Below are 25402 nucleotides of genomic sequence, written 5' to 3'. Positions count from 1 at the left end.
CCGCGAACTGCGGTGCAGAGAGGCGAAAATTCCGCGCAATACCGATATTGCAGTGCAGCAAAAATGCACCGCCTGTTGCAGTGGGATGACGCGCTGCAGAAAGGTATTCCCGGCATATCGACTATTGATTCGTGCATCGGTATTGACACAGTGCTGAATTACATGTATTTGACAGCGCTGTCAACAACTTGCATCCGATGAGGGGGAGCAATGACACCCATGATCCGTACTTATAAGAAACCCGCAGCGCCGGCCTATTCCGGAATCCGGAAGTGCGCGCTGGCCGCCGCTTGCTCCCTGGCCGTGTTGTCGTTCTCCGCAGCCGCGCAGGACTCGGCCAAAGAAGAAGAACAAGAGCTGGACGCGATCGTCGTCACCGGCCTGCGTCGCAGTATCGAAACATCCCGCGTGACCAAGCAGGAATCCAGCTCGATCGTCGAAGCGGTGTCGTCCGAGGACCTCGGAAAACTGCCCGACGTGAGCATCGCCGAATCGTTGGCGCGGCTGCCGGGTCTGGCGGCCCAGCGCGTGGACGGTCGCGCGCAGGTCATCGCGATCCGCGGCATGTCGCCCGATTTCGCGGCGACCCTGCTCAACGGCCGCGAGCAGGTCAGCACCGGTGACAACCGCGGCGTCGAGTTCGACCAGTACCCGTCGGAACTGCTCGATTCGGCCGTCGTCTACAAGACACCCGATGCCAGCGTGATCGGGCAGGGTCTGTCGGGCACCGTCGACCTGCGGACCATTCGTCCGTTGACCGTCGGCCAGCGCCGCTTCGTGGCCAATGCCCGCGGCGAATACAACACGCTGGGCAAGCAGAATCATGACGGCAGCAATACCGGCTACCGGGTCAGCGCGTCGTATGTCGACCAGTTCGCGGACAACACCGTCGGCATCGCCATCGGTGTCGCCGAACTGGATTCGCCGTTCCAGGAACAGCATTTCAAGGCTTGGTGGTGGGGTAACACGACCCGCTGGGGCGCGCCCGTTCCCGGCAAGCCGGCCGACGCGGCGATGATGGAAGGCGCCGAAATCTGGGCGCGCTCGCGCGACCAGGTTCGCGATGGCGTGATGGGCGTGCTGGAATACAAGCCCAACGAGTTCCTGCACAGCATTCTCGACGTTTACTACTCCAAGTTCGAACAGAAGGAATCGATGCGCGGCATCATGTGGTCGCAGGACCCGTGGACCGGCAACAACGTGACCTTGAGCAATGCCGGAACCACGAGTCTGGGCGGCGTTTCGGTCGTGAACAGCGGTACGGTGAATCGTGTTCGTCCGATCGTCCGCAACGACAACAACGGCCGCGACGACAACATGTATTCGGTCGGGTTGAAGAACGAATTCCAGCTCAACGAAAACTGGTCGGGTTCGGTCGACGGCTATATTTCCCGCGCCAGACGCAATGCGAGTACGTTGGAAACCTATGCGGGCTCAACCGCGCTCGACAGTATCGGTTTCGATATCAACCTGGGTTCCTCGGACTTCCCGACCTTCGATCCGGGCCTGGACTACACTGATGCTTCCACGATTCGTTTGAGCGACCCCGCCGGCTGGGGCCATGAAGGCCGTCTGGAGAAAACAAAGCAGGACGACAAGCACACCGGCGTGCGTTTCGAGATCGAGCGGTCGTTCACCTCGGGCCCGTTCTCGGCCGTGCAGTTCGGCTTCGCGGGGACCAACCGGGTGAAGGACAAGACCTCATCGGTGTATTTCGCCCAGTTGAGGGGTGGCGCCACCACGGCGACCATAGACAGCGATCTGGTCCGACGTTCGACCGGACTCGGTTTCGCAGGTTTTCCGGGCGTCCTGACCTACGATGTGTACGGCGCGCTGGCAAGGCACTACGATCTGGTGCTCGCGCTGGACGGCAACGACCTCAGAAAAGACTTCACGGTCCGCGAGAACATCGAAACCGTCTACACCAAACTCGATCTGGATACCGAGATCGGCTCTGTGCGCCTGCGCGGCAACGTCGGTGTGCAACTGGTGCATACCAAGCAATCATCGACCGGCTTCGATATCGACAACAACAGTGCCGCCGGTACGCTCAATCGGGGAACCAGCTACGACGATGTGCTGCCGAGTCTGAACCTGGTCGCGGATTTCGGCGATGGTTGGATGGCCCGTTTCGGCGCGACCAAGACCATGGCCCGGCCGCGCATCGACGATATGCGCGCTTCCGCATCTGCTGGCGTGAGCACCACCACGCGGTTGTGGAGTGGAAATGGCGGCAATCCGTTGCTCGAGCCGTGGCGTGCGGACTCGGTCGACATGTCGTTCGAAAAGTATTTCGGGACCGCCAGTTATGTCGCGTTGGCCCTGTTCTACAAGGACCTGCAGAGCTACGTCTACAACCAGAACGTCCCCTACGATTTCACGGGGTTCAGCAACCCGACGACCGTCGTTCCGATCAGCAATATCGGCACCTTCAGCACGCCGGCCAACGGCAAGGGCGGCTACATGCGTGGTGCGGAGCTGAGCACCTCGCTCGAAGGCGGCGCGATCGCGTCGATGCTCGATGGCTTCGGTGTGCTGTTCAACGCCTCGTACACCGAGTCGTCGATCGATCCGAATCCGCTGGACGATACGCGCCTGCGACGCGGCCTGCCCGGCCTGTCCAAGGTGGTCGGCAACATCACTGCGTACTACGAGAAGAGTGGGTTTTCCGCGCGCGTCAGTCAGCGTTACCGTTCCGGATTCCAAGGCGAGATCACCACGTTGTTCGCGCAGCGGGACTACACCCAGATCCTGCCGGATCGACAGACCGATATGCAGATCGGCTACGAGTTCCAGCCTTCCAGCAAGTTGTCCGGCTGGTCGATGATGTTGCAGGTCAACAACCTCACCAACTCGCCGTATCGCACGGTGCAGCGTTCCGACTTCGGCGCGGGCGGCGATTTCTACACCACGCCGCTGGAATACAACGAGTACGGGCGGCAGTATCTGTTGGGCATCAGCTACAAGATGTAATCCACGGGCAGGCCACAGGCCTGCGACGTCCCTGCGCTCCGGCGCAGGGACGTTACTCCCGGGCGATGCGGGCGCGACGCGACGATCGCCGGGGCCCAGTCATTGCAGGAGTCCGCTTTGAAGATCAATCCACGCATTCTGGCCGGAACGTCGGTTTCGGTCGTCCTCATCGCCGGCATCGTGTCGCCCGCGCACGCCGACAATCCGATGCCGGTTACACCGTCGACGGATGTCGCCACGACAGCATTGTCCGGCGACTGGCGCAAGACCAGAAGCGCGATCGCCATCGATCGCAAACTCGAGGCGGAGATCGATCGCATACTGTCCGGCATGTCGCTGCGGCAGAAGATCGGCCAGATGACCCAGGCCGAGATCAAATCGATCACGCCCGATGAAGTCAGAACCCATTACATCGGCTCGGTGCTCAACGGCGGCGGTTCGTGGCCGGGCAAGGACAAGCACGCGAGCGTCGTGGCGTGGGCCGCGCTCGCCGATGCCTACTATTCGGCGTCGATGTCGACCGACATGGCGGTGAAAGTGCCGATCATGTGGGGCACCGACGCGGTGCACGGGCACAGCAACGTCTACCGCGCGACGATCTTTCCGCACAACATCGGGCTTGGCGCCGCGCGCGACCCGGCGCTGATCCGCGAGATCGCCGCCGCCACCGCGAAAGCGGTGCGCGCGACCGGCATCGACTGGGTGTTCGCACCGGCCGTGCCGGCGGTGCAGAACGCGCGCTGGGGCCGCACCTATGAAAGCTATTCCAACGATCCCGCACTGGTGAAAGCGTATTCCAGCGCTTACGTCCAAGGTCTGCAGCAGCGGTTCGGCGCGAACAGCGCGATCGCCTCGGTCAAGCATTTCCTCGGCGATGGCGGCACGCAGAACGGCACCGACCAGGGGCTCAACATCGCGAGCCAGCGCGACCTCGTGCGCACGCATGCGCAGGGTTACTACGGCGCGATCGGCGCCGGCGCGCAGACGGTCATGGTTTCGTACAACAGCTGGAAGGATGCCGACACCGGCATCGATCACGGCAAGATGCACGGCAACCGCATGCTGTTGACCGATGTGCTGAAGAACCGCATCGGTTTCGACGGCTTCCTGATTTCGGACTGGAACGCGATCGAGCAGGTGCCGGGCTGCACCAAACCAAGCTGCCCGCAGTCGATCAACGCCGGTATCGACATGATCATGGTGCCGGACGACTGGAAAGCGTTCATCGACAACACCACGAAACAGGTCGAGGCGGGCGAGATCCCGATGTCGCGCATCGACGACGCGGTCCGCCGCATCCTGCGCGTGAAGCTGCGCGCGGGCATGTTCGATGGCATCGCGCCGTCCGCGCATGCGGGCGCCGGCCAACTCGCGGGCGTGCAGCACCGCGAACTCGCGCGCCGCGCCGTCCGCGAATCGCTGGTGTTGCTCAAGAACGAACGCGCCGCATTGCCGATCCGTCGCGGCACGCGCGTGCTGGTGGTGGGCAAAACCGCCAACAGCGTGCCGAACCAGTCAGGCGGCTGGTCGCTGACCTGGCAGGGCGACGAAACCACGAATGCGGATTATCCCGATGCCGACACCCTCCTGGCCGGCATCGAAGCGGCTGCGGGCAAGGACAATGTCGTATTCGTCGAGAAGCCCGAGCGCATCGATCCCGCGAGTTTCGATGTGGCGATCGCCATCATCGGCGAAACGCCCTATGCCGAAACCAAGGGCGACCTCGCGCCGCCGAAAACTCTGACACACACGCAGCGCTATCCGGAAGATCTCGCCGCGCTGCAGGCGCTTTCGGCTGCCGGCAAACCGGTGGTGACCGTCTTCGTTTCCGGCAGACCGGTGTATGCGAACGATCTGCTGAATCTCTCCCATGCTTTCGTCGCTGCATGGCTGCCGGGAACCGAAGGCAAGGGCGTGGCGGATGTGCTGTTCGCCGATGCAACCGGTCGCGCCAAATACGACTTTCGCGGCCGGCTGTCGTTCCCGTGGCCCGGCACGCCGTGCGGAGCATTGTTCTCGGCCGCGGCGATGGCTGCGGAGCCGCCGCTGTTTCCGGGTGGCTATGGATCGAGCTATGCGCGGGCGAAAGCGGTACCGATGCTGTCCGTATCCGCCGAGCAGAGTTGCGGCGTGCGGTGATCGTGTCGCCAAAAACGGCCCGAGTTACGAGTAAGCGAACAACAGTATCCGATCAAACGGCGATTTCTGGTTTCTTGCAGCAGGAATTCGTCGTCGTTCCAACCGTCGAGCGAAACACATTGCGCTCGCTCGGCGGAAACCATGGACGGAATTCTCCGACGGCATTCGTACCTCGGGCGCAGAAATTTCCGCCGTATGCACGGAACAGGGGGAAGGGCAAACAGCCGCCGAATCGGAGGTTTCGCCCGAATGCTTTGAACCTACCGATTCGATCGGTACTCAACTTAGTACTCAGGAGCTGGATATGAAAACGAAAATGTTGGTCTGTTGTGCACTGGTGGTTGCATTTGGCAGCCTTCTGGCGAGTGCGCCTGCTTTTGCCCGCCAAGGGATTTGGAGGCCGATCGCATGGGGAACCTGCTGGGAAGCGCCCTATCTCAACGGCAATTCCTGTCAGTTCAACTATCAGGGCAAGCTTTGGCAAATCGACCGTGTAGTTCTGTTCAGTAGAACTCCCGGCGCCGTTTGTGGGAGCTATGGGCAATGGGGGATACAAGGTCCGGCGGTACCCCGTAATTCGCCAACGCCTTGCTGGGGCTGCCAGAACCAAATCTACCGGGAGAGTAGACTCGTAATGGTTTGCAACTAAAACGAACGAACCAGTTGGGCCGCGCGATATCACCGTCGTGCGGCCCAACTGATGTGTTCCGCAACATAACAGTGGAGCAAAAGACATCGACACGGGCGCGTCTTGACGCGCAAAGGTGATACGAAAATCTGCACGCTGTGCTTGACGTGAGCCTCGCTGCCTGTATTCGCAGCGCAGGCGTGCGGCAGCAAGTGACCGAATGACCCGGGATGTCCTCGGCTTATGGTCGTCGTAGCGTTTTTCGAGGAGCCGGCCGCTTTCGATTTCGGACATCCATCGCTGCACCAAAAGCCGGGGCAGCGCTCGATGTCGGGTGTACCGGTGTGGATCTTGATGCTGAGATATTTCAATCGACTTTCCGGGGAAAAGACAGAGGAATTTTCGTAGCGCGAATGGAATGAGGTGTGGGCTGCAGTCAGTTCAACCAACCAACACAGGAACTTCGACGTATGAAAATCTCAATGTCCAGCATCTCCGAGCGCTTCCTTGCCGGCCTGTTGTTCGCGGCAGGCCTGCTGGGACTTTCGGTCACCAGCCAGGCGGCGACGATCGTCGCCGACTTCAACGGCGACGGCAAAATCGACACGGCGACGATCACCGCCGCGTCGGGCGCGATCTCGATCGCTCGCGGCGGCGGCGGAACCACAAGTTACAGTGTGCCTGTGAATTGGTTGACGATCAGCGCGGTCGAAGCCAATGGCGTCGCCGGGTACGAATTCGTCGTGACGTACGCGGGCACCACGGTGTGGATCGTCGACGACCGTATCAGAGCCACGCGTCTGTATCTCGCGACGCCCGCAGGGGCCGGGCGCGTCATCTATTTTTCGGAGATGAATGGCGTGACAGGCAATGAGGTGACCTTCATCAACAACGACGGCACCGTGTGGGTCATCGACGATCGCGCCAGGAAAACGCGGCTGTACAACGTTCCGGCCATCGGCAGCGGCGGCGGCCCGCGCTACGTGAAAATCGCCGAATTCAACGGTGCGGTGGGCAACGAGATCATGTTCTCGTACGTGGACGGCACCAGCTATGTCGTGGACGACCGTCTGCACGCCACGCGTGCGTATTTCTACTTCACCAACGGCGGTGCGCCGACTTACGCGAACGTGGACGGCGTGGCCGGGCTCGAAGCCATCTTCGCCTACACCTTCGGCCCGGTCTGGATCGTGGATCGCACGCGGAGCATCCTGTATCGCTGACAGGCGCCATTTCCGGCGGCCCTGATCGAGCTGCGCGCTCTCGGTATCATGGGTGGATGGAGACGTTCGAATGAAATGCTTCGTGGCGATATGCCTGCTGTTGACATGCGGATTTGCGCACGCGACGGTGGACTTGCCGCTGTTTTTTTCCGACGGCATGGTGCTGCAGCGCGACCGGCCGATCCCGGTGTGGGGCATGGCCGATGCCGGCAGTCGTGTCCGGGTCGAATTCGACGGCAACGCCATCGAAGCCGTGGCCGACGGCAGCGGTCGATGGCGTTTGATGTTGCCGGCGCATGCCGCAGGCGGCCCCTACCGGATGCGCATCATCGGCGCTGACGCATCGCGCGAACTGCACGACATCCTGATCGGCGATGTCTGGCTGGCCTCGGGCCAGTCGAACATGGAATGGACGCTGTCGCGCGCGGCGAATGCCGCGACCGAGGTCGCGCGCGCGGATGATCCGAAGATCCGTCATTTCAAGATTCCGCACGCCTGGTCGGGTCAACGGCAATGGCAGCTGGAAGGCGGATCGTGGGTCGCGTCCTCGCCAGAAACCGCCGGTGAGTTTTCGGCGGTGGCGCATCTGTTCGCGCGCGAAATCCGCGCCACGACCGGTGTTCCCATCGGCATCATCGACAGCAGCTGGGGCGGGAGCCGCATCGAAGCCTGGATGGATGCGCAGACGCTCGGCATCGATCCGGTACAGGTCGCGCGCGATGTGGAGCGCATGCGCGCGGAAGAAGAGGCCGCGTTGAGCGAAACCCGCCACCGCCTCGCTTTCTGGAAAACGATGCCTGCAAACGACGCAGGCTGGCAGGCCGAGCATCTCGACGAACGCGACTGGGTGTCGATCGCCGTGCCGATGCTGTGGGAGCAGGCGGGCTGGACGGGCCTCGACGGCGTGGCGTGGTATCGCACGACGTTCGAGTTGGACGAGGCGCAGGCGAAGCGCGGCCTCCGGCTGTCGCTGGGCCGTATCGACGATTCCGACGACACCTGGGTCAACGGCATCGCGGTCGGCGCCATGCGCAATCAGTGGAATACGCCCCGGAGCTACGAGGTGCCGGCGCGCGCGCTGCATGCGGGCAGGAATTCGCTGGCGGTGCGGGTCATCGACGGCGGCGGTGGTGGCGGAATCCATGGCCCGCCGGAAGATGTCTGTGTACAGAGCGACGATCGCGCGTGCGTGCCGCTCCCGCGCGAATGGCGGTTCCGCGTGGCCGACGCGGTGTTTTCGACCGTCGACGGAAAACAGCACAAGCCGACGCTGCTCTACAACCGGATGATCGCGCCGCTGCGCGACATGCCGCTGCGCGGTGTGGTCTGGTACCAGGGCGAGGCGAATGCGGACAATGCCGAAGACGCCTTGCGCTATCGCCAACAGTTCGTCGCGATGATCCGGCAGTGGCGCCGCCAGTGGGCATCGCCGGAACTGCCGTTCCTGTGGGTGCAGCTCGCCAATTTCAGATCCGGCTTCGACACCTCCACGCAAAGCCCGTGGGCGCTGCTGCGCGAATCGCAATCGGTTGCGCTGGCGCTGCCGTCCACCGCGCAGGCGGTGACCATCGATATCGGCACGCCAGGCGATATCCATCCCGCGAACAAACAGGACGTCGCGCATCGATTGGCGCTGGCCGCGCGTCATCTGGCCTACGGGGAATCGCTGGTGTACTCGCCGCCTGTCTTCAAGAGCGTCGATTTCGTCGGAAACGAAGCGCATGTCCGCTTCGATCATGGCGCCGCGTTGGCGGTGCGTGGTGGAGGCGATCGGGTCGGTGGATTCGCATTGGCCGGTGCGGATCGGGTTTTTCATCCTGCGCAAGCGAATCTCCAGGGCGATATCGTCGTGGCCAGCAGTCCGCAGGTCGCGAAACCGCAAGCAGTGCGTTACGGTTGGCGCGACGATCCGGAAGACGCCGACCTGATCGGCCGGGAGCAGCTGCCCGTTTCGCCATTCCGAAGCGACGCGTGGTGATACGCTGGCGCATGGCGGTTGTGCGGAGTGCCGGCAAGACCGGCGCCGTCGCTGACGCGGAGACGATTTCACGACAATGTTGAGGAGCGGGGGGGATGGGTAAATCGGCAGGTTCCGGGGTCAGGATCGACGACGTGGCGCGACTCGCCGGCGTGTCGATGAAGACCGTTTCGCGCGTATTCAATCATGAACCGAACGTGCGCCCGGAAACGCGCGCGAAAGTCGAAGTGGCGGCCAAAACCCTGAATTTCCGGCCTAATCCTTCGGCGCGCAGCCTTGCAGGAAACCGCTCCTACCTGGTTTCGCTGGTCTACGACAATCCATCGAGCAGTTACGTGATGCAGGTGGTGTCCGGCGTGCTCGACGCCTGCGAAGCCGCGCACTACAGCATGATGATGCGGCCGGTCGATTTCAGCAGCAGGAATCACGTGGATGTCCTTGCCGAGAGCGTCGCCCAGTACGCACCCGATGGACTGATCCTCACCCCGCCGCTGACAGATGATGTCGCGCTGCTGGAAAAGCTGAAGTCGTTGAATGTCCGTTACGCGAGTATTTCGCCGCGCGAGAAGAACGCGGGGATCGGCGCGCGCCTGGACGAGCGTCGCGCGGTGAGAGAAATGATGGCGCACATCGTGTCGCTGGGGCACCGCAGGATCGGCCACATCAAGGGCCACCGCGATCACGGCGCGTCCGAATGGCGCCTCAACGGTTACAAGGACGGGCTTGCTGCCGCAGGCATCGAATTCGACAAGGATCTGGTGTTGTCCGGCGAGTTCTCGTTCGAATCCGGCGTCGCCGGGGCCGAGACGCTGCTCTCGCTGAAGCAGCGGCCGACCGCGATCTTCGCCGCCAACGACGATACGGCCGCAGGCGTCATGCACGCCGCAGCGGAACGCGGCGTGCGTATTCCGCAGGATCTGTCGGTGTTCGGTTTCGACGACCTGCCGATGGCGCGGCAGCTGTGGCCAGCGCTGACCACTGTGCGCCAGGCGAGCCGTGAAATGGGTCGGATCGCGGCCGAACAGCTGCTGCTGTCGATCCGCGAACCGGAGGTCGCCGGCATGGTGCAGGTGCCTTACGAACTGGTCCTGCGTGCCTCCACGGGGCCGGCGCCGAAACGGCACCGGTAACGGTGTCCATGGGGCGCGCTTCTGGCCTGGGGTATCCCCACGTTTACCCGTCGTTCCCGCGAACGCGGGAACCCAGTGTCTTTGCCCTGCGAAGAAGCTTGAAAGTCACTGGATCCCCGCGTTCGCGGGATGACGCTGTTTTTGAAATGCCCGAAGGAGCGCCGTCTGCGTTCGCCGATATGAAAAAGCAGGTGCGCCGAGGCGCACCCGATTCGATTTCAACCGATCACCAGAACGCCGCGTACAGCGCGATCAGTATCCCGGTGACGCCCAAGGCGCCGAAGTTGAACGTGCCGCTGGTGGCATAACTCACGTCGTCGGTGCGGATGCGGTTGGGATCCGAACTCGCGCGCAGCGTCAGCGACACGATCACCGCCAGCACCAGCGCCAACAGGAACACCAGGCCGACGCGGTCCATGAACGGCAGTTCCGGCCATGCGAGCTTCAGTGCGATCGACAGGGCGAACGAACCGACCGCAGCGGCGATCGCGCCGGCTTCGTTGGCGCGCTTCCAGAACAGACCCAGCATGAAGATCACCACGATGCCCGGCGTGAAGAAGCCGGTGTATTCCTGGATGTACTGGAAGCCCTGGTCGAAACTGCCGAGCAGCGGCTTCGCGGTCAGCACCGCCAGCAGGATCGCCACCGACGCCGAGATCCGCCCCACCTTCACCAGATGCGCTTCGTCGTGCGGTTTCGCGCCGGGCAGTTTTGCGCGCTTGTTGTAGAAATCGAGGGTGAAGATGGTCGATACCGAATTGATCTTCGATGCCAGCGAGGCCACGATCGCCGCGATCAAGGCCGCGAACACCAGCCCCAGCACGCCGGTCGGCAGCAGCGACATCATCTTCGGATAAGCCTGGTCGGGCTTTTCGATATCGGTCACCAGCATCAGCGCGGCGATGCCCGGCAGCACCACGATCACCGGCATCAACAGCTTGAGGAACGCGGCGAACACCACGCCCTTCTGCGCTTCGGCGATGTCCTTCGCCGCCAGCGCGCGCTGGATGATGTACTGGTTGAAGCCCCAGTAGCTGACATTCATGATCCACATGCCGCCGATCAGCACGCTCAGGCCGGGCAGATCCTTGTAGAACGGGTTGTCGCGCGACAGGATCATGTGGAAATGATCGGGATGCGCGGCCATCAGCGCGTGGAAACCACCGACCACGCCAGCATCGCCGCCGATGCGGTCCAGCGAAATGCCGACGATCAGCAGGCCGCCCAGCACCAGCAGCGAGACCTGCACGATGTCGGTGAGCGCGACCGCCTTCAGTCCGCCGTACAGCTGATAGATCAGCGCGAAGCCGCCGAGCAGCGCGAGCGCCGCGAACTGGCTGATGCCGGTGACCTGGGTCACCGCGATCGAGCCCAGCCACAGGATCGAGGTGAGGTTCACGAACACGTACAGGCCCAGCCAGAACACCGCCATGATCGTGCGGATGCGTGGGCCGTAACGCTCCTCGAGGAACTGCGGCATCGTGTAGATGCCGTTGCGCAGGAACACCGGCAGGAAGAACTTGCCGACGATCAGCAGGGTCAGCGCCGCCATCCATTCGTAGGACGCGATGGCGAGCCCGAGCGCGTAGCCAGAGCCCGACATGCCGATGATCTGTTCCGCGGAAATGTTGGCCGCGATCAGCGAGGCGCCGATCGCCCACCACGGCAGCGATTTGCTGGCGAGGAAATAATCCTTCGCGTCCTTCTGATGCCCGCTCTTTTCGCGCGACACCCATTGCGCCAGCACGAAGATGCCGACCAGATAGGCCAGCACGATGATCGTGTCGATTGTCGAAAGTCTCACGTCGTTCTCCGGTTCGTTCGTCGCTTGCGCGACGGAGCGTCTTCAATGGTTGCGTTGATTGTGCGCCGGAGGGGGACGGCGGTCTGCGGTCTGGATCCGCCGCATCGGTAAAGTGGCGGCCACGGCGAGCATGCATGCATTCGGCGGTCGCTGTCCGCTGTGGTCCGAACCGGGGGATCCGTCGGTTCGGCATGCGAACGTTACCGCTGTATGCCCGCACTCGTGCAAGTCGATCCCTCTCCGGACATCGGCCCACCGCAATGCCCTGCGGTACCGATGCGGAGAGGGCGCTCTGCCCGTGGCCGCGTGAAACGTTCTAGTCGTTACTGACAGCGTTGTCAACGGTGTCGACGATACACCGGCGTGATGCAGGGGCCGGCCGCAGTGTCCGAAGCTTGCGGGGTGTCGCTGCGGACATCAGCCGGAGGGAGCCAGCGCCGCGCGCGGCGGCAACGACCAGTCGATCGGCGTCCGACTCTTGCGGGCCAGATAATCGTTCGTCGCCGAAAAATGCCCGCAGCCCATGAAGCCGCGATGCGCCGACAGCGGCGAAGGATGCGGTGCCTTCAACACGCGGTGGCGGCCCGGATCGATCATCTTGCCCTTGGCCTGCGCGTAGCTGCCCCAGAGCAGGAACACCAGGCCTTCCTTTTCCCGATTGAGCACATCGACGACGTGATCGGTGAGGCCTTCCCAACCTTTGCCCTGGTGCGCGCCAGCGCGGCCGTCTTCCACCGTCAGCACGGCATTGAGCAGCAGCACGCCGCGTTCGGCCCAGGGCGTGAGGCAACCATGGTCGGGCCGGGCGATGCCCAGATCCCGCTGGATCTCCTTGAAGATGTTGTCGAGCGACGGCGGCACCGCCACGCCCGGGCGCACCGAGAAACACAGTCCGTGCGCCTGGCCCGCGCCGTGGTACGGGTCCTGGCCCAGGATCACCACTTTCACCGCGTCGAACGGGGTGGCGTCGAAGGCGGAGAAAATCTGTGCGCCCGGCGGATAGATGCGCGCGCCCTGCGCCTTGCGCTGGCGCAGGAAGGCACCGAGCGCAGCGATGTCCTCGCGCTGCAGGTAATCGCCGATGCGGGCCTTCCAGGAAGGTTCGAGTTTGATGCGGTCTTTGTCGGCCATGACGAGATCAATCCCTGCGAACGGTGGGGGTGCCGATGATGCACCAACGCTCTTGCGGATGGCGCGGCCCGATGGGCATGACGCTTGTTTCGCGCGCGCCCAGCCCGTGAACAAGCCCCTGCGGTGATCCATCCATCTTCGAAAGACATCGTCCCCACGGGGAATCCCGCGTCGACGCGCCGGGCAACCCGCACAACCGCATCGCGCTACACCAGCGGCGCGCGCTCCGGCAGCTTCGCCATGCGCAGCTGGAACAGGGTCTTGGTGATCAGCATCCGTTCCTCGATCGGCTTGAGCACAAGATCGTTCGCGCCTTCGCGCAGCAGGTTCGACTGTTTGTCGCGGTTGCCGTCGCCGGTCATCACCAGCACCGGCAGCCGGCGCTTGCCGTAGCTGAATTCGTTGCGCACCGCGCGCAGCAGATCCAGACCGCTGACTTCGCCATCGAGGGTCACGTCGGTGAGCAGCAGATCGGCGCCGACGTCGTCCTGGCCGAGGTGTTCGCGCAGATAAGCCAGCGCATCGTCGCCGCGGCTCATGTGGATCACGCTGATGTCGTGGGCCTGCAGCATGCGCCGGGTCGCGACCGCGACGGTGATGCTGTCCTCGACGTAGAGCACGCGCGCGTCGGGGATCGGTTCCGGATGCACGTAGCCGCGGATGAATGCGGCCAGCGCGGGATAGCCATCGGCCTTGTCGAAATAATCGGTGACGTCTTCGGTGAAGCGGCGGGCTTCCAGATGCGCCTGGGCGTCGCCCGAGACCACGATCACCGGCACATAGCGCTGGCCGGCGCTGGAGCGCACCTGGCGGGCGACCTGCAGCCCGTCGCCGTCCATCAGCACCAGCGACGTCGTCACCAGATCCACCGGACCCTCTTCGAGCGCGGCCTTGGCCTCGGACAGACCGCCGCAGCCGATCACTTCCACGCCCGGCAGATCGCGCTGCAGCATGTCGCCGATCAGCCGGCGGACCATTTTCGATGCGTCGACCACCATCACTCGTGGAGTGTCGGTGGTCAGGTGGCGGACATCGTGGGCTGCCATGGGTCGGATTCGGTCGCTTCGGTTGCGGAAGGGGGCCAGCGGCGCAACCTTGCGCCAGAGATCAATCAAACCTTAGTTTGACGCAGAAAATGTCCGGTGACCACGCCGGCCCCAAGCCAGCCCAGCGCCCCTGCGACGGCGAGCACAAGCAGAGCGTGCAGCGGCTCCACTCCGGAGAAAGCGAAGCGGCTGCCGTAACTGTCGGCCAGCGCGCGCAACGGCTGGCGCAAGGCGAATTCGGCGGCGGTCAACAGCCCCAGCGCCGATGCGCCGGCGGCCAGGCCATAGCAGGCACCGAGATACAGGAACGGCCGGCGGATGAAGCCGTCGGTGGCGCCCAGCGACTGCAGTACCGCGATCTCCTCGCGCCGCGACTGGATGTCCAGGCGCACCGTGTTGCCGACCACCAGCAGCGCGCCCAGCCCCAGCAGCGCCGCCAGCACCCAAGCCACGCGCTCGCCGAAACCGAGCCAGCGGTCCAGGCGTTCGCGCCAGACCGCGTCGTGCTGGACCAGATCGGCTTCCGGCAGCGCCGCCAGCGCGGCGACCAGCGCGCGCTCGTCGCCGCGGGGACGCACGACCAGCACGCTCGGCAGCGGATTCCCGCCCACTGCCGCAAGGGCGTCGGCGTAGATATCGGTGTCGCCGCTGTCGCGCAGGCTGGCGAGCCCCTCGTCCGGCGTGCGCAGTGCGACTCCGGCGATGTCGGCGCGTGCGCGCAGCGTCTTCGCCAGCGTGCGGGCGCGGTCGACCGCGATGTCCTGTTTCAGGAAGACCGTGACTTCGCGGGCGCGCTCGATGTTGCCGCCCAGCCGTGCAGCGTTGTCCAACACCAGCGCCAGGCCCAGCGGCAGCGCCAGCGCCACGGCCATCACCCCGACGGTGAGCAGCGTGGCCCACGGCTTGCCGGACATCCGTCCGAGGCTGGCGACCAGGCTGTCGCCGTGGTGCTCGGCCCAGGCGGCGATCCGCGAACGCGGTTTGGCGACGGTGGCGCCGGGCGCGGTGGGCTTAGCCATCGGCCAGCTCCTCCGGCGCGATGTCGTCCAGCAGCCGGCCGTGATCCAGCACCAGCACCCGTTTGCGCATGCGTTTGACCAGGCCCAGGTCGTGGCTGGCGATCAGCACGCTGGTGCCACGTTCGTGAAGCGCCGCGAACAGCGCCATGATCTCGGCCGACAGGGTGGGATCGAGATTGCCGGTGGGTTCGTCCGCGACCAGCAGCTGCGGCTCGCCGACCAATGCCCGGGCGATGCCCACGCGCTGCTGTTCGCCCGCCGACAGCTGGCCGGGCAGCGCTTCCAGCCGTGCGCCCAGGCCGACGCGGTCCAGCACGCTGCGCACGCGCTTGCGGATCTCGTCGCGGCGCACGCCGCGCAGGATCAGCGGCAGCGCCACGTTCTCGGCTGCGGTGCGGTCGGTCAGCAGGCGGTGATCCTGATACACCACGCCCACCTCGCGCCGGTGCATCGCCACCCCGCGCCCGCCCACCTTGCGCAGATTGCGCTCGCCGAACAGCACCGCGCCGCTGCTCGGGCGCTCGGACAGATGGATCAGTTTGAGCAGGGTGCTTTTGCCGGCGCCGGAGTGGCCGGTGATGAACAGCATCTCGCCGGGATTCACCGCGAACGAGACATCCGTCAGCGCACGATGTCCGCTGGGGTATTGCTTGCCGACGTTGTCGAAGCGAAGAACGGTCATGCGCGAAGTATTGCAGAAGCCGCCACCGCAAAGAACGCCAGGGAAGGCCCCGGAATTCTTGCAGGCTGTTTTCAACAGCCTGCAAGCGCGCGGGCGATAGCTTCGTCGGGAAGCCTTATTCCAGCGTCACGCCGACCAGATTGGTGACGCAGAACAGTTGATCGAACTTGTAGATCAGCGCGTAGCGGAGGTAGTAGCCGCTGTATCCGCCGGGGTTGCCGTAGCCGGTCAACGTGTTGTTGCCCCGATCGAACATCGCCGGGTAGGTTTCGCCCTCGGCCGGGATGTCGGTGACCCCGTTCCTGGTTCCGTGGAAAACCACGCTGTACGGGTAGGACGGGGGCGGCTGCGGGCCGGGATAGAGCTCATAGATGCCGACGCCATAAGTGAACATCTGGCCGACCGGAACATACGATTGGCTGACGCTCAGTGAGCAGCCGGTGGGGTTCGCACTGGCCTGGCCGGCCATCAACCCGCCGAGCAGCGCCGCAGACATCAAGACTGATTTGAGTTTCATGACATTCCTTCGTGTGATGACTCGTAAACCGTCCCCTGCGTTTCGACTATAGCGCGCGCTTCAAGACGTTCACAGTCGCAAGCACGGGGCGATCGGCGCGACCGCTGTCGCGATGGCGAAAGACCACGCCCTCCCGCCGTGGCCCGCGTTGAAAGCGGGCCTTCGCATGCTCGAAAAAGAATGCAACGCGTCAGTGCTGCGAACGCGGCGGCTTGATCACCAGCGATTTCAGTTTGTTGCCGAGGCGCGAGAACAGCGACGGTTTGGATTCGCCGGCAGACTTCGCGGGCGGCATGCCGCCCGCCGAGGTGCCGCCCACCGAAACCGGCGCCGGGGTCTCCAGCGCGCGGACCGCTTGGCTGACGGGGTTCGTATTCTCGCCACCACCGTCGATCCGCTTGCCGCCGCGACGCCTGCGCGGTTTGCGCGGACCGCGCTCGCCGTCCGCTGCGTTCGGGATGGCGGCGGCTGCCGCGACCTGCGCCACTGCCGGCTTCGGCGCGGCATCGCCTTCGCGCGGCGGACGCGGGGTGCGCTCGCGACGTTCGCCGCTGCCTGAACCACTGGAACCCGGGCTGCCGGAGCGTGGACCACCGGAGCGTGGTCCGCTGGAACGACCGCCCGGGCCGCCGCTACCGCTGCGACCACCGCTGCCGCTGCGCGCGCCACCCGTGCGTCCGCCCGTCCGGTCGGCCTCGCGCGCTTCACGCGCTTCGCGGAAGATCGTGCTGAGGCTGTCGTCGTTGTCGCCTTCTTCGCCTTCCACCACCGCCTGACGCTCGCGCTCCGGGCGCGGCAGCGAGGTCATCAGTTCGCGGGTGACCGGCTCTGACGGAATCTTCTGCTCGATGTAGGCCTCGATATCGGGCAGCGACACCGCGTAGCGCTCGCAGGCGAAGCTGATCGCGTCGCCTTCCGCACCCAGACGGGCGGTGCGGCCGATGCGGTGGACGTAGTCCTCGGCATCGAACGGCAGGTCGTAGTTGTAGACGTGGCTGACGCCATCGATGTGCAGACCGCGCGCGGCCACATCGGTGGCCACCAGCAGTTCGAGCTGGCCGGCCTGGAATTTCTTCAGCAGCGATTCGCGCTTCTTCTGCGGCACGTCGCCGCTGAGCACGCCGACCCGGTAACCGGCGCGATCCAGCGCGCGGGCGACGCGTTCCACGAAGACCTTGGTGTTCACGAACACCATCGTCCGGGCGCCCTCGCTGCGCGACAGCAGGCCCAGCAGCAGCGGGATCTTCTCGTCGTCGGCCGGGTAGTACATCAGCTGCCGGACTTTCGAGTTGGTGATGTACTCGCTCTCGACGACGATCTTTTCCGGATCGTTCATGTGCTCGTAGGCCAGCTCCAGCACGCGGTGGCTGAGAGTGGCCGAGAACAGCAGGGTCTGGCGCTCGGTGCAGGCCGGCATGCGCCGCAGCAGGAAGCGGATGTCCTTGATGAAGCCGAGGTCGAACATGCGGTCGGCCTCGTCCAGCACGCAGACTTCGCAGGCGTGCAGGCTGACGACCTTGTGCTGTTTGACGTAGTCGATCAGCCGGCCCGGCGTGGCGATGATCACATCGGCGCCGGCCTGCAGCAGGGCGCGCTGCTTGTCGTAGTCCACGCCGCCGTAGACCAGCGCGAACTTCAGGCCCAGATCGGCGCCGAACTTCACGGCATCCTTGTGGATCTGGATCGCCAGTTCGCGGGTCGGGGCGAGGATCAGCGCGCGGGGATCTTCCGGCTTGCGTTCGGCCAGTGCCGGACGCGACAGCAGGCGATTGATGACCGTCACCAGAAAGGCGAGGGTCTTGCCGGTACCGGTCTGGGCCTGTCCGGCGACATCGCGGCCGGGCAAGGTCACCGGCAGGGTCAGGGCCTGGATGGGCGTGCAGCGGGTGAAGCCCGCGGCTTCGAGCCCGGCCAACAGCGCCGGATGCAGCTCGAAGGAGGAAAAGGTGATGTCGGTTAGGGGTTTATCGCTCATGCTCTGGCGTTGAATGCGGGCTGGCGCAGGCGGATGCGCTTGCGCGGGCGGGCGTGGGGAAGCAGACTGCAGGCTTCTGCGCACTGCCGGGACGTGGCGCTCGGTTCGGGCTCTGACCCTTGAAGCCGGCGACGGAAGCCCGCAGTGTAACAGGCCGGCTTCACCCCCGCCGACCCCACCTTCCGACGCGCCGATCCGGCCGTCCGTATTCCCCGGAGACCCCCGTGAGCGACAAGATCACCCATGCCACCGACGCCGATTTCGATGCGCTCGTCCTGAATTCCGACGTCCCGGTGCTGGTGGATTTCTGGGCCCCGTGGTGCGGCCCGTGCAAGATGATCGCGCCGCTGCTCGACCAGCTGGCCGTTGAATACGAAGGCCGCGCGAAGATCGTGAAGGTCGACGTGCAGGACCACCCCAACCTCGGCCGCCGCTTCAATGCGCGCAGCATTCCGATGCTGCTGGTGTTCAAGAACGGCCAGGTCCACGGCACCCAGATCGGTGCTGTCGGCAAGCCGCACCTGGCCCAGTTGATCGACAAGGCGCTTTGAAGACAACCTCGCCACAGCGCCCGTTTCGGGCGCAGAACGCGATCGTCGATCTGCTTACCGCCGGTCGCACGCCTGAACCCATCTTCATTCCGAGACTTGCCGCCGCGCCTTGCGGGTGCTAGTTTCCTGAAAACGACGCGCCTCCGGCGCCGTAACCTTCCGTCTTAACCGACCACCCACTCCCCAGATCCCGTCCGCGCACCGCGGACGCTCGCAGCCGCGAGGAATTCCGTTTGTCCGACAAGACCCCCGAATCCGGCGAAACCGCCGAGAAGCGCGTGCGCAAGCCGCGCACCCCCAAGGCATCCGCCGCCCAGACCAGCATCCCGCTTCCCGAAGCGCCGGCGCCCATGGCCGCGCCGCCTCCGCCCGCACCGCCGCCGGCCGCGCCACCACCGGTCGCGCCACCACCGGTCGCCGCGCCGCCATCCCCGAATCCGCCGCCCGCCCAGGCCGCACCGCCGCGCGAGTCGCAGCCGCGTGAGGCCCAGCCGCAGCAGCCGCGTCATCATCAGCAGCACCCGCCGCAACAGGCGCACCAGCAGCCGCAACCACAGCCCCAGCAGCCTTCCACGCAGGAAGGCGGCAACGGCCAGCCCAGCGGTCAGTTCGACCCGCAGGGCGGCGGTATGCAGGGCGAGGGCGGCCAAGGCCAGCCGGGCGACAACCAGCGCTTCAACAACAACAATCGTCGCGACCGCTTCCGCAACAACCGCAACAACAACAGCAATAACAACAACAACCGCTATCGCAATCGCGACGACAGCGGCGACCAGGACGGCAACCAGGACGCCGGCAGCTTCCAGCAGCCGCAGTACGTGGCGCGACAGGTGTCCAGTGTCCCGGAAGGCTTCCCGCAGTACTCGCTGGGCGATCTCAAGCGCATGCCCATGCCGAAGCTGCTGGACATCGCCGAGCAGCTGCAGATCCAGGAAGGCGTGGCCCGCGCGCGCAAGCAGGACGTCATCTTCGCCGTCCTCAAGGTGCTTACCCGCCATGGCGAAGGCGTCGCCGCCGACGGTGTGCTGGAAATCCTGCCCGACGGCTACGGCTTCCTGCGCGCCGCCGAAGCCAGCTATCTCGCCGGCCCGGACGATGTGTACATCTCGCCCAGCCAGATCCGCCGCTTCAACCTGCGCACCGGCGACCACCTCTCCGGCCGCATCCGCTGGCCGAAGGACGGCGAACGCTACTTCGCGCTGGCCGTGGTCGACACCATCAACGGCGAACCGCTGGAAGCGTCCAAGAACAAGGCGCTGTTCGAAAACCTCACCCCGCTGTTCCCGCGCAAGCGCTTCAAGCTGGAGCGCGGCGATGGCAGCACCGAAGACATCACCGGCCGCATCCTCGACCTGGTCGCGCCGCAGGGCAAGGGCCAACGCGCGCTGATCGTTTCGCCGCCCAAGGCCGGCAAGACGATGATGATGCAGCAGATCGCCAGCGCCATCACCTACAACCATCCCGACGTGCACATGATCGTGCTGCTGGTGGACGAGCGTCCGGAAGAAGTCACCGAAATGCAGCGCACCGTGCGCGGCGAAGTGGTGAGTTCCACCTTCGACGAACCCGCCGCCCGCCACGTGCAGGTCGCGGAAATGGTGATCGAACGCGCCAAGCGCCTGGTCGAGCACAAGAAGGACGTCGTGATCCTGCTCGACTCCATCACCCGCCTCGCCCGCGCCTACAACAACGTCGTGCCCAGCTCCGGCAAGGTGCTGACCGGCGGCGTCGACGCCAACGCCATGCATCGCCCGAAGCGCTTCTTCGGCGCCGCGCGCAACGTCGAGGAAGGCGGCAGCCTGACCATCATCGCCACCGCCCTGGTCGACACCGGCAGCGCGATGGACAAGGTGATCTACGAAGAGTTCAAGGGCACCGGCAACTCCGAAATCCACCTCGACCGCCGCATCACCGAGAAACGCGTCTACCCCGCGATCAACATCAACCAGTCCGGCACCCGCCGCGAAGACCTGCTGATCGAACCGGACCTGCTGCAGAAGATCTGGATCCTCCGCAAGCTCCTGCACGGCATGGACGAAATCGCCGCGATGGAATTCATGCTGGACAAGATGAAGAGCAGCAAGTCGAATGATGAGTTCTTTTCTTCTATGAAGCGGTGAGTTGGGGGAAAACCCTGCTCTACAACAAAACGCCCTGCATTGCAGGGCGTTTTGTTGTAGAGCCGGACCCGTGCTAGTACGCTGTACCATATTATTTGGTCATAAGGCGACTTGATTAGGACGCCCTAACGTCATCTAGAAGGTACTCAATTGAACCAGCGAGTCAAAAAAAGCAAAAGCATTTGTTCGATAGACCGAACAGATGAGTTGTACGCTGAAAAATTGAATGGTCTCACAACCGTAGAACTTTTCTGCGGAATAGGTGGTTTTCGAATTGCAGCAGACAGGATAGGAATCAAAACTATATGGGCGAACGATTTTAGCCCTCTCGCATGTAATGTTTATCGAGATCAGTTTGGTTCTGACGTCCTTCATGAAGGTGACATTGCAGGGTTGGTCTTAGGGATTCCTGAACACGACATCCTTACGGGAGGGTTTCCTTGCCAACCGTTTAGTGCAGCGGGCAAGAAGAAGGGCATTAGAGATCATCGTGGAACGTTGTTCCAAACAATCGTTGACGTGGTAAGAGAAAAGCAACCTAAACATTTCATCCTCGAAAACGTTAAGCGCTTGCTGTCAATGGAATTGGGCGCACACTTCGCAACAGTGCTCTCTGCATTAACTTCATTAGGCTACTTTGTTGAGTGGCGCGTTCTAAACGCAAAACACTTTGGATTGGCGCAGAACCGAGAAAGAGTCGTAATTGTCGGCACTCGCGTTGATGCGTACGAGCTCGGTCATTTTCAGGCGCACGGAAAGATTCGGCTTATGGAAGCCGCGCACACGCCTGCAGGCATAGATCAAATTCTCCGAGACCTTAGCATTTGGAGCATTGTCGACAAGCACCGATCAAAATTTCCAAACTGGGGGGTCGCGTTTGGTTCGCGCTACGTCGCGCACGAGTTAAATGATTTTCCTGAAATTTTCCCGAGAAGATCGTTGCTTGATGTCCTCGAAAAAAACCCAGGTGAGGAGTATGACTACACCACACAGACGCTTGACAGACTTCACATGAACGAAGTGGTCGACCGTTTCGTAAATGGGGTTGAGATAGTGAGTAACCAGAGTGGAGGGGCGCGCATGGGATACACCATATTCGGTGCGAATGGTCTTGCCCCGACACTGACTGCATCGACAAGTCGCCACTATGAGCGCTACAAAATCGGTGAAAGATATCGGCGGCTCTCACCAGTTGAATATGCGAGGCTTCAAGGGTTTGCTGACAGCCATTGCGCGGTAGTGAGAGGTTATGATCAGTACGCTTTACTTGGAAATGCGGTTCCGCCACCTATGATCGAATGGGTAATGCGAAAAGTGCTATCTGAGCCATCCTTCTCTCCCATCGCTATACGCCGAGATGCAACTCAAAAGGATCTGTTCTGTGTCCAATGAAAAGGCAAAGCTTCGCGCACGTGTTGCAGGAGACCTTGATACGATTATGCGCACGTTGAATGCAGCGCTGCGTGGGGAAAGGCTCAAGAAGTTGGAAGATGTTATTGCCCGAATTTCGCGCGGTGGGCAACTGCCGCACTGGTACCAAGAGCTAAAAGAGAAGGGCACTATCGCTAACCTAGACGGTAAGACAATCGGCAGCATTCTGGAAATGCTCTTGGTTGCTGTCATCGAGAAATCAACGCTTGCAGATACCAGAATGAAACTCCGAGTCAATCCTGCTCGGGGAGTCGACCTTCCTGACTTGGATCTTGGAATTAAATCGCCCTCTACGAACTTCTGCACAAGCGAGCCATTTTTTTCAGCATATGAGCGCTTGTATGGAAACGAACATGATTGCCTGGTTCTGCTAACTGACTATCAAGATGCGAAAAAGAAGAAAGGCGATTTTAAGCTTCAAGTGCAGTCATGGTGCTACATGCGCGGTAGTCAGATTGCTGATCAGGAGCTTTGCCGGGTAGCGCGACACTGTCGTGAAAAATTACTGGCAGAGGACGCCTCTGGATCTACTGCAAAGCGTGTTTTCCGCTTTCTTGCGTACGTTAATCAAGCTGACTGGATGGCCAAGTGGCTGCTTACTCTCTTGGACAACATCAGTGCCGAAATTCCAGATTTCGATGTTCACAAAGAGAAAATCGAAGCAGACTTCGAGAAACAGAACAAAGAAAGGGCGAAGAAAGATAAAGAACTCATTCCTGATATTGATTTAGCATCTCTTTTAAAGATATTTGAAGTCACTCCGAGACATGTTGGGGTAATTAATCAGCTAGATAATTGGGTAACCGAGTTTCTCAAGGATGCATCTCGAGCACCTAATGACAATGAGTGGGAGAGGCTCCTAGAGAGCCCTCTCGATGGAATGATAGGGATGAGTTTTGCGCTCCAGTGGAGGTATAACTTTGGACGGCTATTCGGTAAGAAGTCGGGGAAAATCAAAAGCAATATCAAGAAAACTTCCAAGTGACTTAAGGCCATGACGTGTACAAAAGTCGTGCTTGAGCACGCGCTATGACGATGGTAAATAGAGGGTCAGTGTCGAATGGCACTTACTTAAGCGCGGCATCCAGATTTTCGTCATTCCCGCGCAGGCGGGAATCCAGTGACTTCAGGCTTTCTTGACCAAGCAAAGTCGCTGGATCCCCGCTTTCGCGGGGATGACGGGGCTTAAGTAAGTGCCATTCGGGTCAGCGTCGACTTCCTGATGCTTCGCCTATTAACCTATCGTGCTCGCTATTTGACAGTCGCTTCGTTCGCCCCTCACCCGCCCTTCGGGCACCCTCTCCCCGCAGATGGGGAGAGGGGCAGGTTCAATCGAGCGCAGGTTGTTTTGTCCTTCTCCCCACGCGTGGGGAGAAGGTGCCCGAAGGGCGGATGAGGGGCGCTTTTGCGCCACAGGCGCACAAAACGGCGTGCTTGAGCACGCCCTATGACGAACGAATGGATTCATAACGAATGTATTCATAGGGTGTGCCTTGGCGCACCCTATGTGTTGTTGACCGGCGAAAAAGCACAAGCGGTGCGCCAAGGCAGCACCCTATGGGCGGCTCGGCAATAGACATAGACAATCGAAACGAACCACATCGCCCCAACGCATCACTCCTCATCCGGCGCCACCGGCGCATACCCCGCCGGCACATCGCTGCTCAGCATCTCCGGCGCAATCGGTTGGTTGAACTCAAACCGGTAGTCGATCTCCAATCCACCACCGCCCAGTTGGCGCATCGCCAGGGGCAAGCCGTCGTCGTCGGCCCAGAGCTCCATCGTGGTGCCGCCGGTCTGCAGGGTCCAGCCGTGGGCGGTGCGGCCGTCGATGATGCGGGTGTCGGGGAGCGGTGTGGCCTGGCCCTTGAAATTGCGCACGTCGTCCAACCACGACAGCGCGTCGTCGGCGGCGGGTTTGTTTTTCGGAATGGTCGCGAGCATCGCCTGCCGCGAGTCGTGCAGCAGCGTCAGCAATCGGCCGCGCGGCGCATCGACGATCACGCTGAGTTGATCGCCCACATCGGTGCGCACCACGCCGCGTGCGTCGACGATGGTGTGCGAGGTCTGCAGCGGTTGGCCGCCGAGGCGCTGGGTAATGGTCATCGACAGCGTGTCGAAATGACGGAAGTGCGCCTGTACCGCTGCGAACGCATCGCCGCCGCCGGAGAGCATCGGACCGGCGATGATCGCGGCGATCGCGAGCACGGCGGTCGCGGTGACCGCCCACCATGCGCGTGCCGGTGCGCGCGCGGGTTTGCGTTGCTGCTGCAGCCGCGCGGTCAGTCGCGCCTGCGCACCGTCGATCGCGTCGTCAGGCACCTCATCGGTGCTGCGCACATGCGCAGCGAGCGTCGCGGAGAGTTCGTTTTCGTGATGGCGGCTCATGGCGTGGTCTCCATGGTGGCGTCGCCCAGCTGCGCTTCGAGCCGGCGGCGCGCGCGGTGCAGGGTGACGTTGACGTTGTTTTCGGTCATCGACAGCGCCTGTGCGATCTCGCCGATGTCCAGACTCTGCAGATAGCGCAGGCCGAAGCACTGCGCTTCGCGGCGCGGCAGTTTCGCCAGCGCGCTGCGCAGCCGCTGCGCCTGTTCGTGCGCCATGCCGGTGTCTTCGGCGGATGGTGCTTCGCTCGGCGCATGCATCTGCCACATCGGGAGCAGGCGCCACCAGCGGCGCTGGCGGCGCAGCATATCGATCGCGGCGCGCGCGGCCGATGCGCTGAGATAGGCCGGCCAGGACTTCACCGCATCCTGCCGCGCGTCTGTCGAACGCGCTTCGATCAGCCGCAGGAACACCTCCTGCTGCACGTCCTCGGCCAGCGAGGCGTCGCCGAGCACGCGATACGCGGCCTTGAACACCAGTTGGCCGTACTGGCGCGCCAAGGCCTCGGGGTCATCGGACGCTGTGGATTCGGCCACCAGCGGGCTCCTGCAAAGAGTGGGCAAGCATGACATCGTGGGGTTCTGCGGGGAGGGTTTACCCGTGATGACGTGCCGGGACGCGGGTTCTTACATCCGGAAATGCAAATAATCGCAGGCATGACGATGTAAGT

Annotated in this window: 18 protein-coding genes; 9 read left to right on the top strand and 9 right to left on the bottom strand. The window is 63.0% G+C overall.

Translation table 11 applies throughout. The features are described from left to right. The first annotated feature begins 219 nt into the window (after nucleotides 1-219). The 5 genes from HOP03_07365 to HOP03_07345 all read left to right on the top strand — a co-directional run bounded on the left by HOP03_07365 (nucleotide 220) and on the right by HOP03_07345 (nucleotide 10071). A complete protein-coding gene (locus HOP03_07365; GenBank protein NOT87983.1) occupies nucleotides 220-2973 on the top strand; it encodes a TonB-dependent receptor in 2754 nt (917 codons plus the stop codon). Between the two features lie 207 nt (nucleotides 2974-3180). Continuing rightward, nucleotides 3181-5112, top strand: coding sequence for a glycoside hydrolase family 3 protein (locus HOP03_07360; GenBank protein ID NOT87982.1), 1932 nt, complete (start codon nucleotides 3181-3183; stop codon nucleotides 5110-5112). A gap of 1110 nt (nucleotides 5113-6222) precedes the next feature. After that, nucleotides 6223-6963: a hypothetical protein gene (locus tag HOP03_07355; GenBank protein NOT87981.1), complete on the top strand. Its 741-nt coding sequence runs from the start codon at nucleotides 6223-6225 to the stop codon at nucleotides 6961-6963. A 70-nt stretch (nucleotides 6964-7033) separates the two neighbouring features. After that, entirely contained in the window at nucleotides 7034-8941 is a 1908-nt protein-coding gene (locus HOP03_07350; protein ID NOT87980.1) for a 9-O-acetylesterase, read from the top strand. Between the two features lie 95 nt (nucleotides 8942-9036). Further along, nucleotides 9037-10071, top strand: coding sequence for a LacI family DNA-binding transcriptional regulator (locus HOP03_07345; protein ID NOT87979.1), 1035 nt, complete (start codon nucleotides 9037-9039; stop codon nucleotides 10069-10071). 226 nt (nucleotides 10072-10297) lie between these two features. Here HOP03_07345 and HOP03_07340 read toward each other — a convergent pair whose 3' ends face one another. From HOP03_07340 to rhlB, 7 genes are all read right to left on the bottom strand, one after another. Further along, nucleotides 10298-11875, bottom strand: coding sequence for a sodium/solute symporter (locus HOP03_07340; protein NOT87978.1), 1578 nt, complete (start codon nucleotides 11873-11875; stop codon nucleotides 10298-10300). 417 nt (nucleotides 11876-12292) lie between these two features. Continuing rightward, nucleotides 12293-13006 (bottom strand): uracil-DNA glycosylase, encoded by a 714-nt coding sequence (gene ung, locus HOP03_07335; GenBank protein ID NOT87977.1) that lies wholly within the window; start codon nucleotides 13004-13006, stop codon nucleotides 12293-12295. Between the two features lie 206 nt (nucleotides 13007-13212). Continuing rightward, nucleotides 13213-14052 (bottom strand): response regulator, encoded by an 840-nt coding sequence (locus HOP03_07330; GenBank protein NOT87976.1) that lies wholly within the window; start codon nucleotides 14050-14052, stop codon nucleotides 13213-13215. 65 nt (nucleotides 14053-14117) lie between these two features. Continuing rightward, nucleotides 14118-15071, bottom strand: coding sequence for an ABC transporter permease (locus HOP03_07325; GenBank protein ID NOT87975.1), 954 nt, complete (start codon nucleotides 15069-15071; stop codon nucleotides 14118-14120). Next, entirely contained in the window at nucleotides 15064-15753 is a 690-nt protein-coding gene (ftsE, locus tag HOP03_07320) for a cell division ATP-binding protein FtsE (GenBank protein ID NOT87974.1), read from the bottom strand. The genes HOP03_07325 and ftsE overlap by 8 nt, the downstream gene beginning before the upstream one ends. Nucleotides 15754-15868: 115 nt before the next feature. Next, the gene (locus tag HOP03_07315) at nucleotides 15869-16270 is read right to left on the bottom strand and encodes a hypothetical protein (GenBank protein ID NOT87973.1); all 402 of its coding nucleotides are present in this window, start codon (nucleotides 16268-16270) and stop codon (nucleotides 15869-15871) included. A 190-nt stretch (nucleotides 16271-16460) separates the two neighbouring features. Then, complete coding sequence (rhlB, locus tag HOP03_07310; protein ID NOT87972.1) at nucleotides 16461-18245, bottom strand: ATP-dependent RNA helicase RhlB; 1785 nt, start codon at nucleotides 18243-18245, stop codon at nucleotides 16461-16463. Nucleotides 18246-18469: 224 nt separating this feature from the next. On the opposite strand from rhlB, the gene trxA reads away from it, so the two are divergent. The 4 genes from trxA (at nucleotide 18470) to HOP03_07290 (ending at nucleotide 23332) form a co-directional block, all read left to right on the top strand. After that, nucleotides 18470-18796 (top strand): thioredoxin, encoded by a 327-nt coding sequence (gene trxA / locus HOP03_07305; GenBank protein NOT87971.1) that lies wholly within the window; start codon nucleotides 18470-18472, stop codon nucleotides 18794-18796. Between the two features lie 350 nt (nucleotides 18797-19146). Further along, a complete protein-coding gene (rho, locus tag HOP03_07300; GenBank protein ID NOT87970.1) occupies nucleotides 19147-20916 on the top strand; it encodes a transcription termination factor Rho in 1770 nt (589 codons plus the stop codon). Between the two features lie 222 nt (nucleotides 20917-21138). Then, nucleotides 21139-22308 carry a DNA (cytosine-5-)-methyltransferase gene (gene dcm, locus HOP03_07295; protein ID NOT87969.1) on the top strand — a complete coding sequence of 390 codons (1170 nt, stop codon included), beginning with the start codon at nucleotides 21139-21141 and terminating at the stop codon, nucleotides 22306-22308. Then, nucleotides 22274-23332, top strand: a complete 1059-nt coding sequence (locus HOP03_07290; protein ID NOT87968.1) for a hypothetical protein — start codon at nucleotides 22274-22276, stop codon at nucleotides 23330-23332. Before dcm ends, HOP03_07290 begins: the two co-directional genes overlap by 35 nt. A 629-nt stretch (nucleotides 23333-23961) precedes the next feature. On the opposite strand, the gene HOP03_07285 is transcribed toward HOP03_07290, so the two are convergent. Together HOP03_07285 and HOP03_07280 are read right to left on the bottom strand one after the other, a co-directional pair. After that, nucleotides 23962-24735, bottom strand: a complete 774-nt coding sequence (locus HOP03_07285; GenBank protein ID NOT87967.1) for a hypothetical protein — start codon at nucleotides 24733-24735, stop codon at nucleotides 23962-23964. Then, the gene (locus HOP03_07280) at nucleotides 24732-25268 is read right to left on the bottom strand and encodes a sigma-70 family RNA polymerase sigma factor (protein NOT87966.1); all 537 of its coding nucleotides are present in this window, start codon (nucleotides 25266-25268) and stop codon (nucleotides 24732-24734) included. The genes HOP03_07285 and HOP03_07280 overlap by 4 nt, the downstream gene beginning before the upstream one ends. Nucleotides 25269-25402 lie beyond the last annotated feature (134 nt).

It is taken from the genome of Lysobacter sp. (assembly GCA_013141175.1).
Classification (GTDB): domain Bacteria; phylum Pseudomonadota; class Gammaproteobacteria; order Xanthomonadales; family Xanthomonadaceae; genus Lysobacter_I.
This window is presented reverse-complemented; position numbering and strand designations above follow the sequence as displayed.

Excerpts from the sequence above, each read along its gene's own strand:
- HOP03_07290 (NOT87968.1), top strand. The coding sequence starts at position 22,274 with ATGCAACTCAAAAGGATCTGTTCTGTGTCCAATGAAAAGGCAAAGCTT.
- HOP03_07355 (NOT87981.1), top strand. The coding sequence starts at position 6,223 with ATGTCCAGCATCTCCGAGCGCTTCCTTGCCGGCCTGTTGTTCGCGGCA.
- HOP03_07365 (NOT87983.1), top strand. The coding sequence starts at position 220 with ATGATCCGTACTTATAAGAAACCCGCAGCGCCGGCCTATTCCGGAATC.
- rhlB (NOT87972.1), bottom strand. The coding sequence starts at position 18,245 with ATGAGCGATAAACCCCTAACCGACATCACCTTTTCCTCCTTCGAGCTG.
- HOP03_07325 (NOT87975.1), bottom strand. The coding sequence starts at position 15,071 with ATGGCTAAGCCCACCGCGCCCGGCGCCACCGTCGCCAAACCGCGTTCG.
- HOP03_07360 (NOT87982.1), top strand. The coding sequence starts at position 3,181 with ATGCCGGTTACACCGTCGACGGATGTCGCCACGACAGCATTGTCCGGC.
- HOP03_07330 (NOT87976.1), bottom strand. The coding sequence starts at position 14,052 with ATGGCAGCCCACGATGTCCGCCACCTGACCACCGACACTCCACGAGTG.
- rho (NOT87970.1), top strand. The coding sequence starts at position 19,147 with ATGGCCGCGCCGCCTCCGCCCGCACCGCCGCCGGCCGCGCCACCACCG.
- HOP03_07345 (NOT87979.1), top strand. The coding sequence starts at position 9,037 with ATGGGTAAATCGGCAGGTTCCGGGGTCAGGATCGACGACGTGGCGCGA.
- ung (NOT87977.1), bottom strand. The coding sequence starts at position 13,006 with ATGGCCGACAAAGACCGCATCAAACTCGAACCTTCCTGGAAGGCCCGC.
- HOP03_07285 (NOT87967.1), bottom strand. The coding sequence starts at position 24,735 with ATGAGCCGCCATCACGAAAACGAACTCTCCGCGACGCTCGCTGCGCAT.
- ftsE (NOT87974.1), bottom strand. The coding sequence starts at position 15,753 with ATGACCGTTCTTCGCTTCGACAACGTCGGCAAGCAATACCCCAGCGGA.
- HOP03_07350 (NOT87980.1), top strand. The coding sequence starts at position 7,034 with ATGAAATGCTTCGTGGCGATATGCCTGCTGTTGACATGCGGATTTGCG.
- HOP03_07315 (NOT87973.1), bottom strand. The coding sequence starts at position 16,270 with ATGAAACTCAAATCAGTCTTGATGTCTGCGGCGCTGCTCGGCGGGTTG.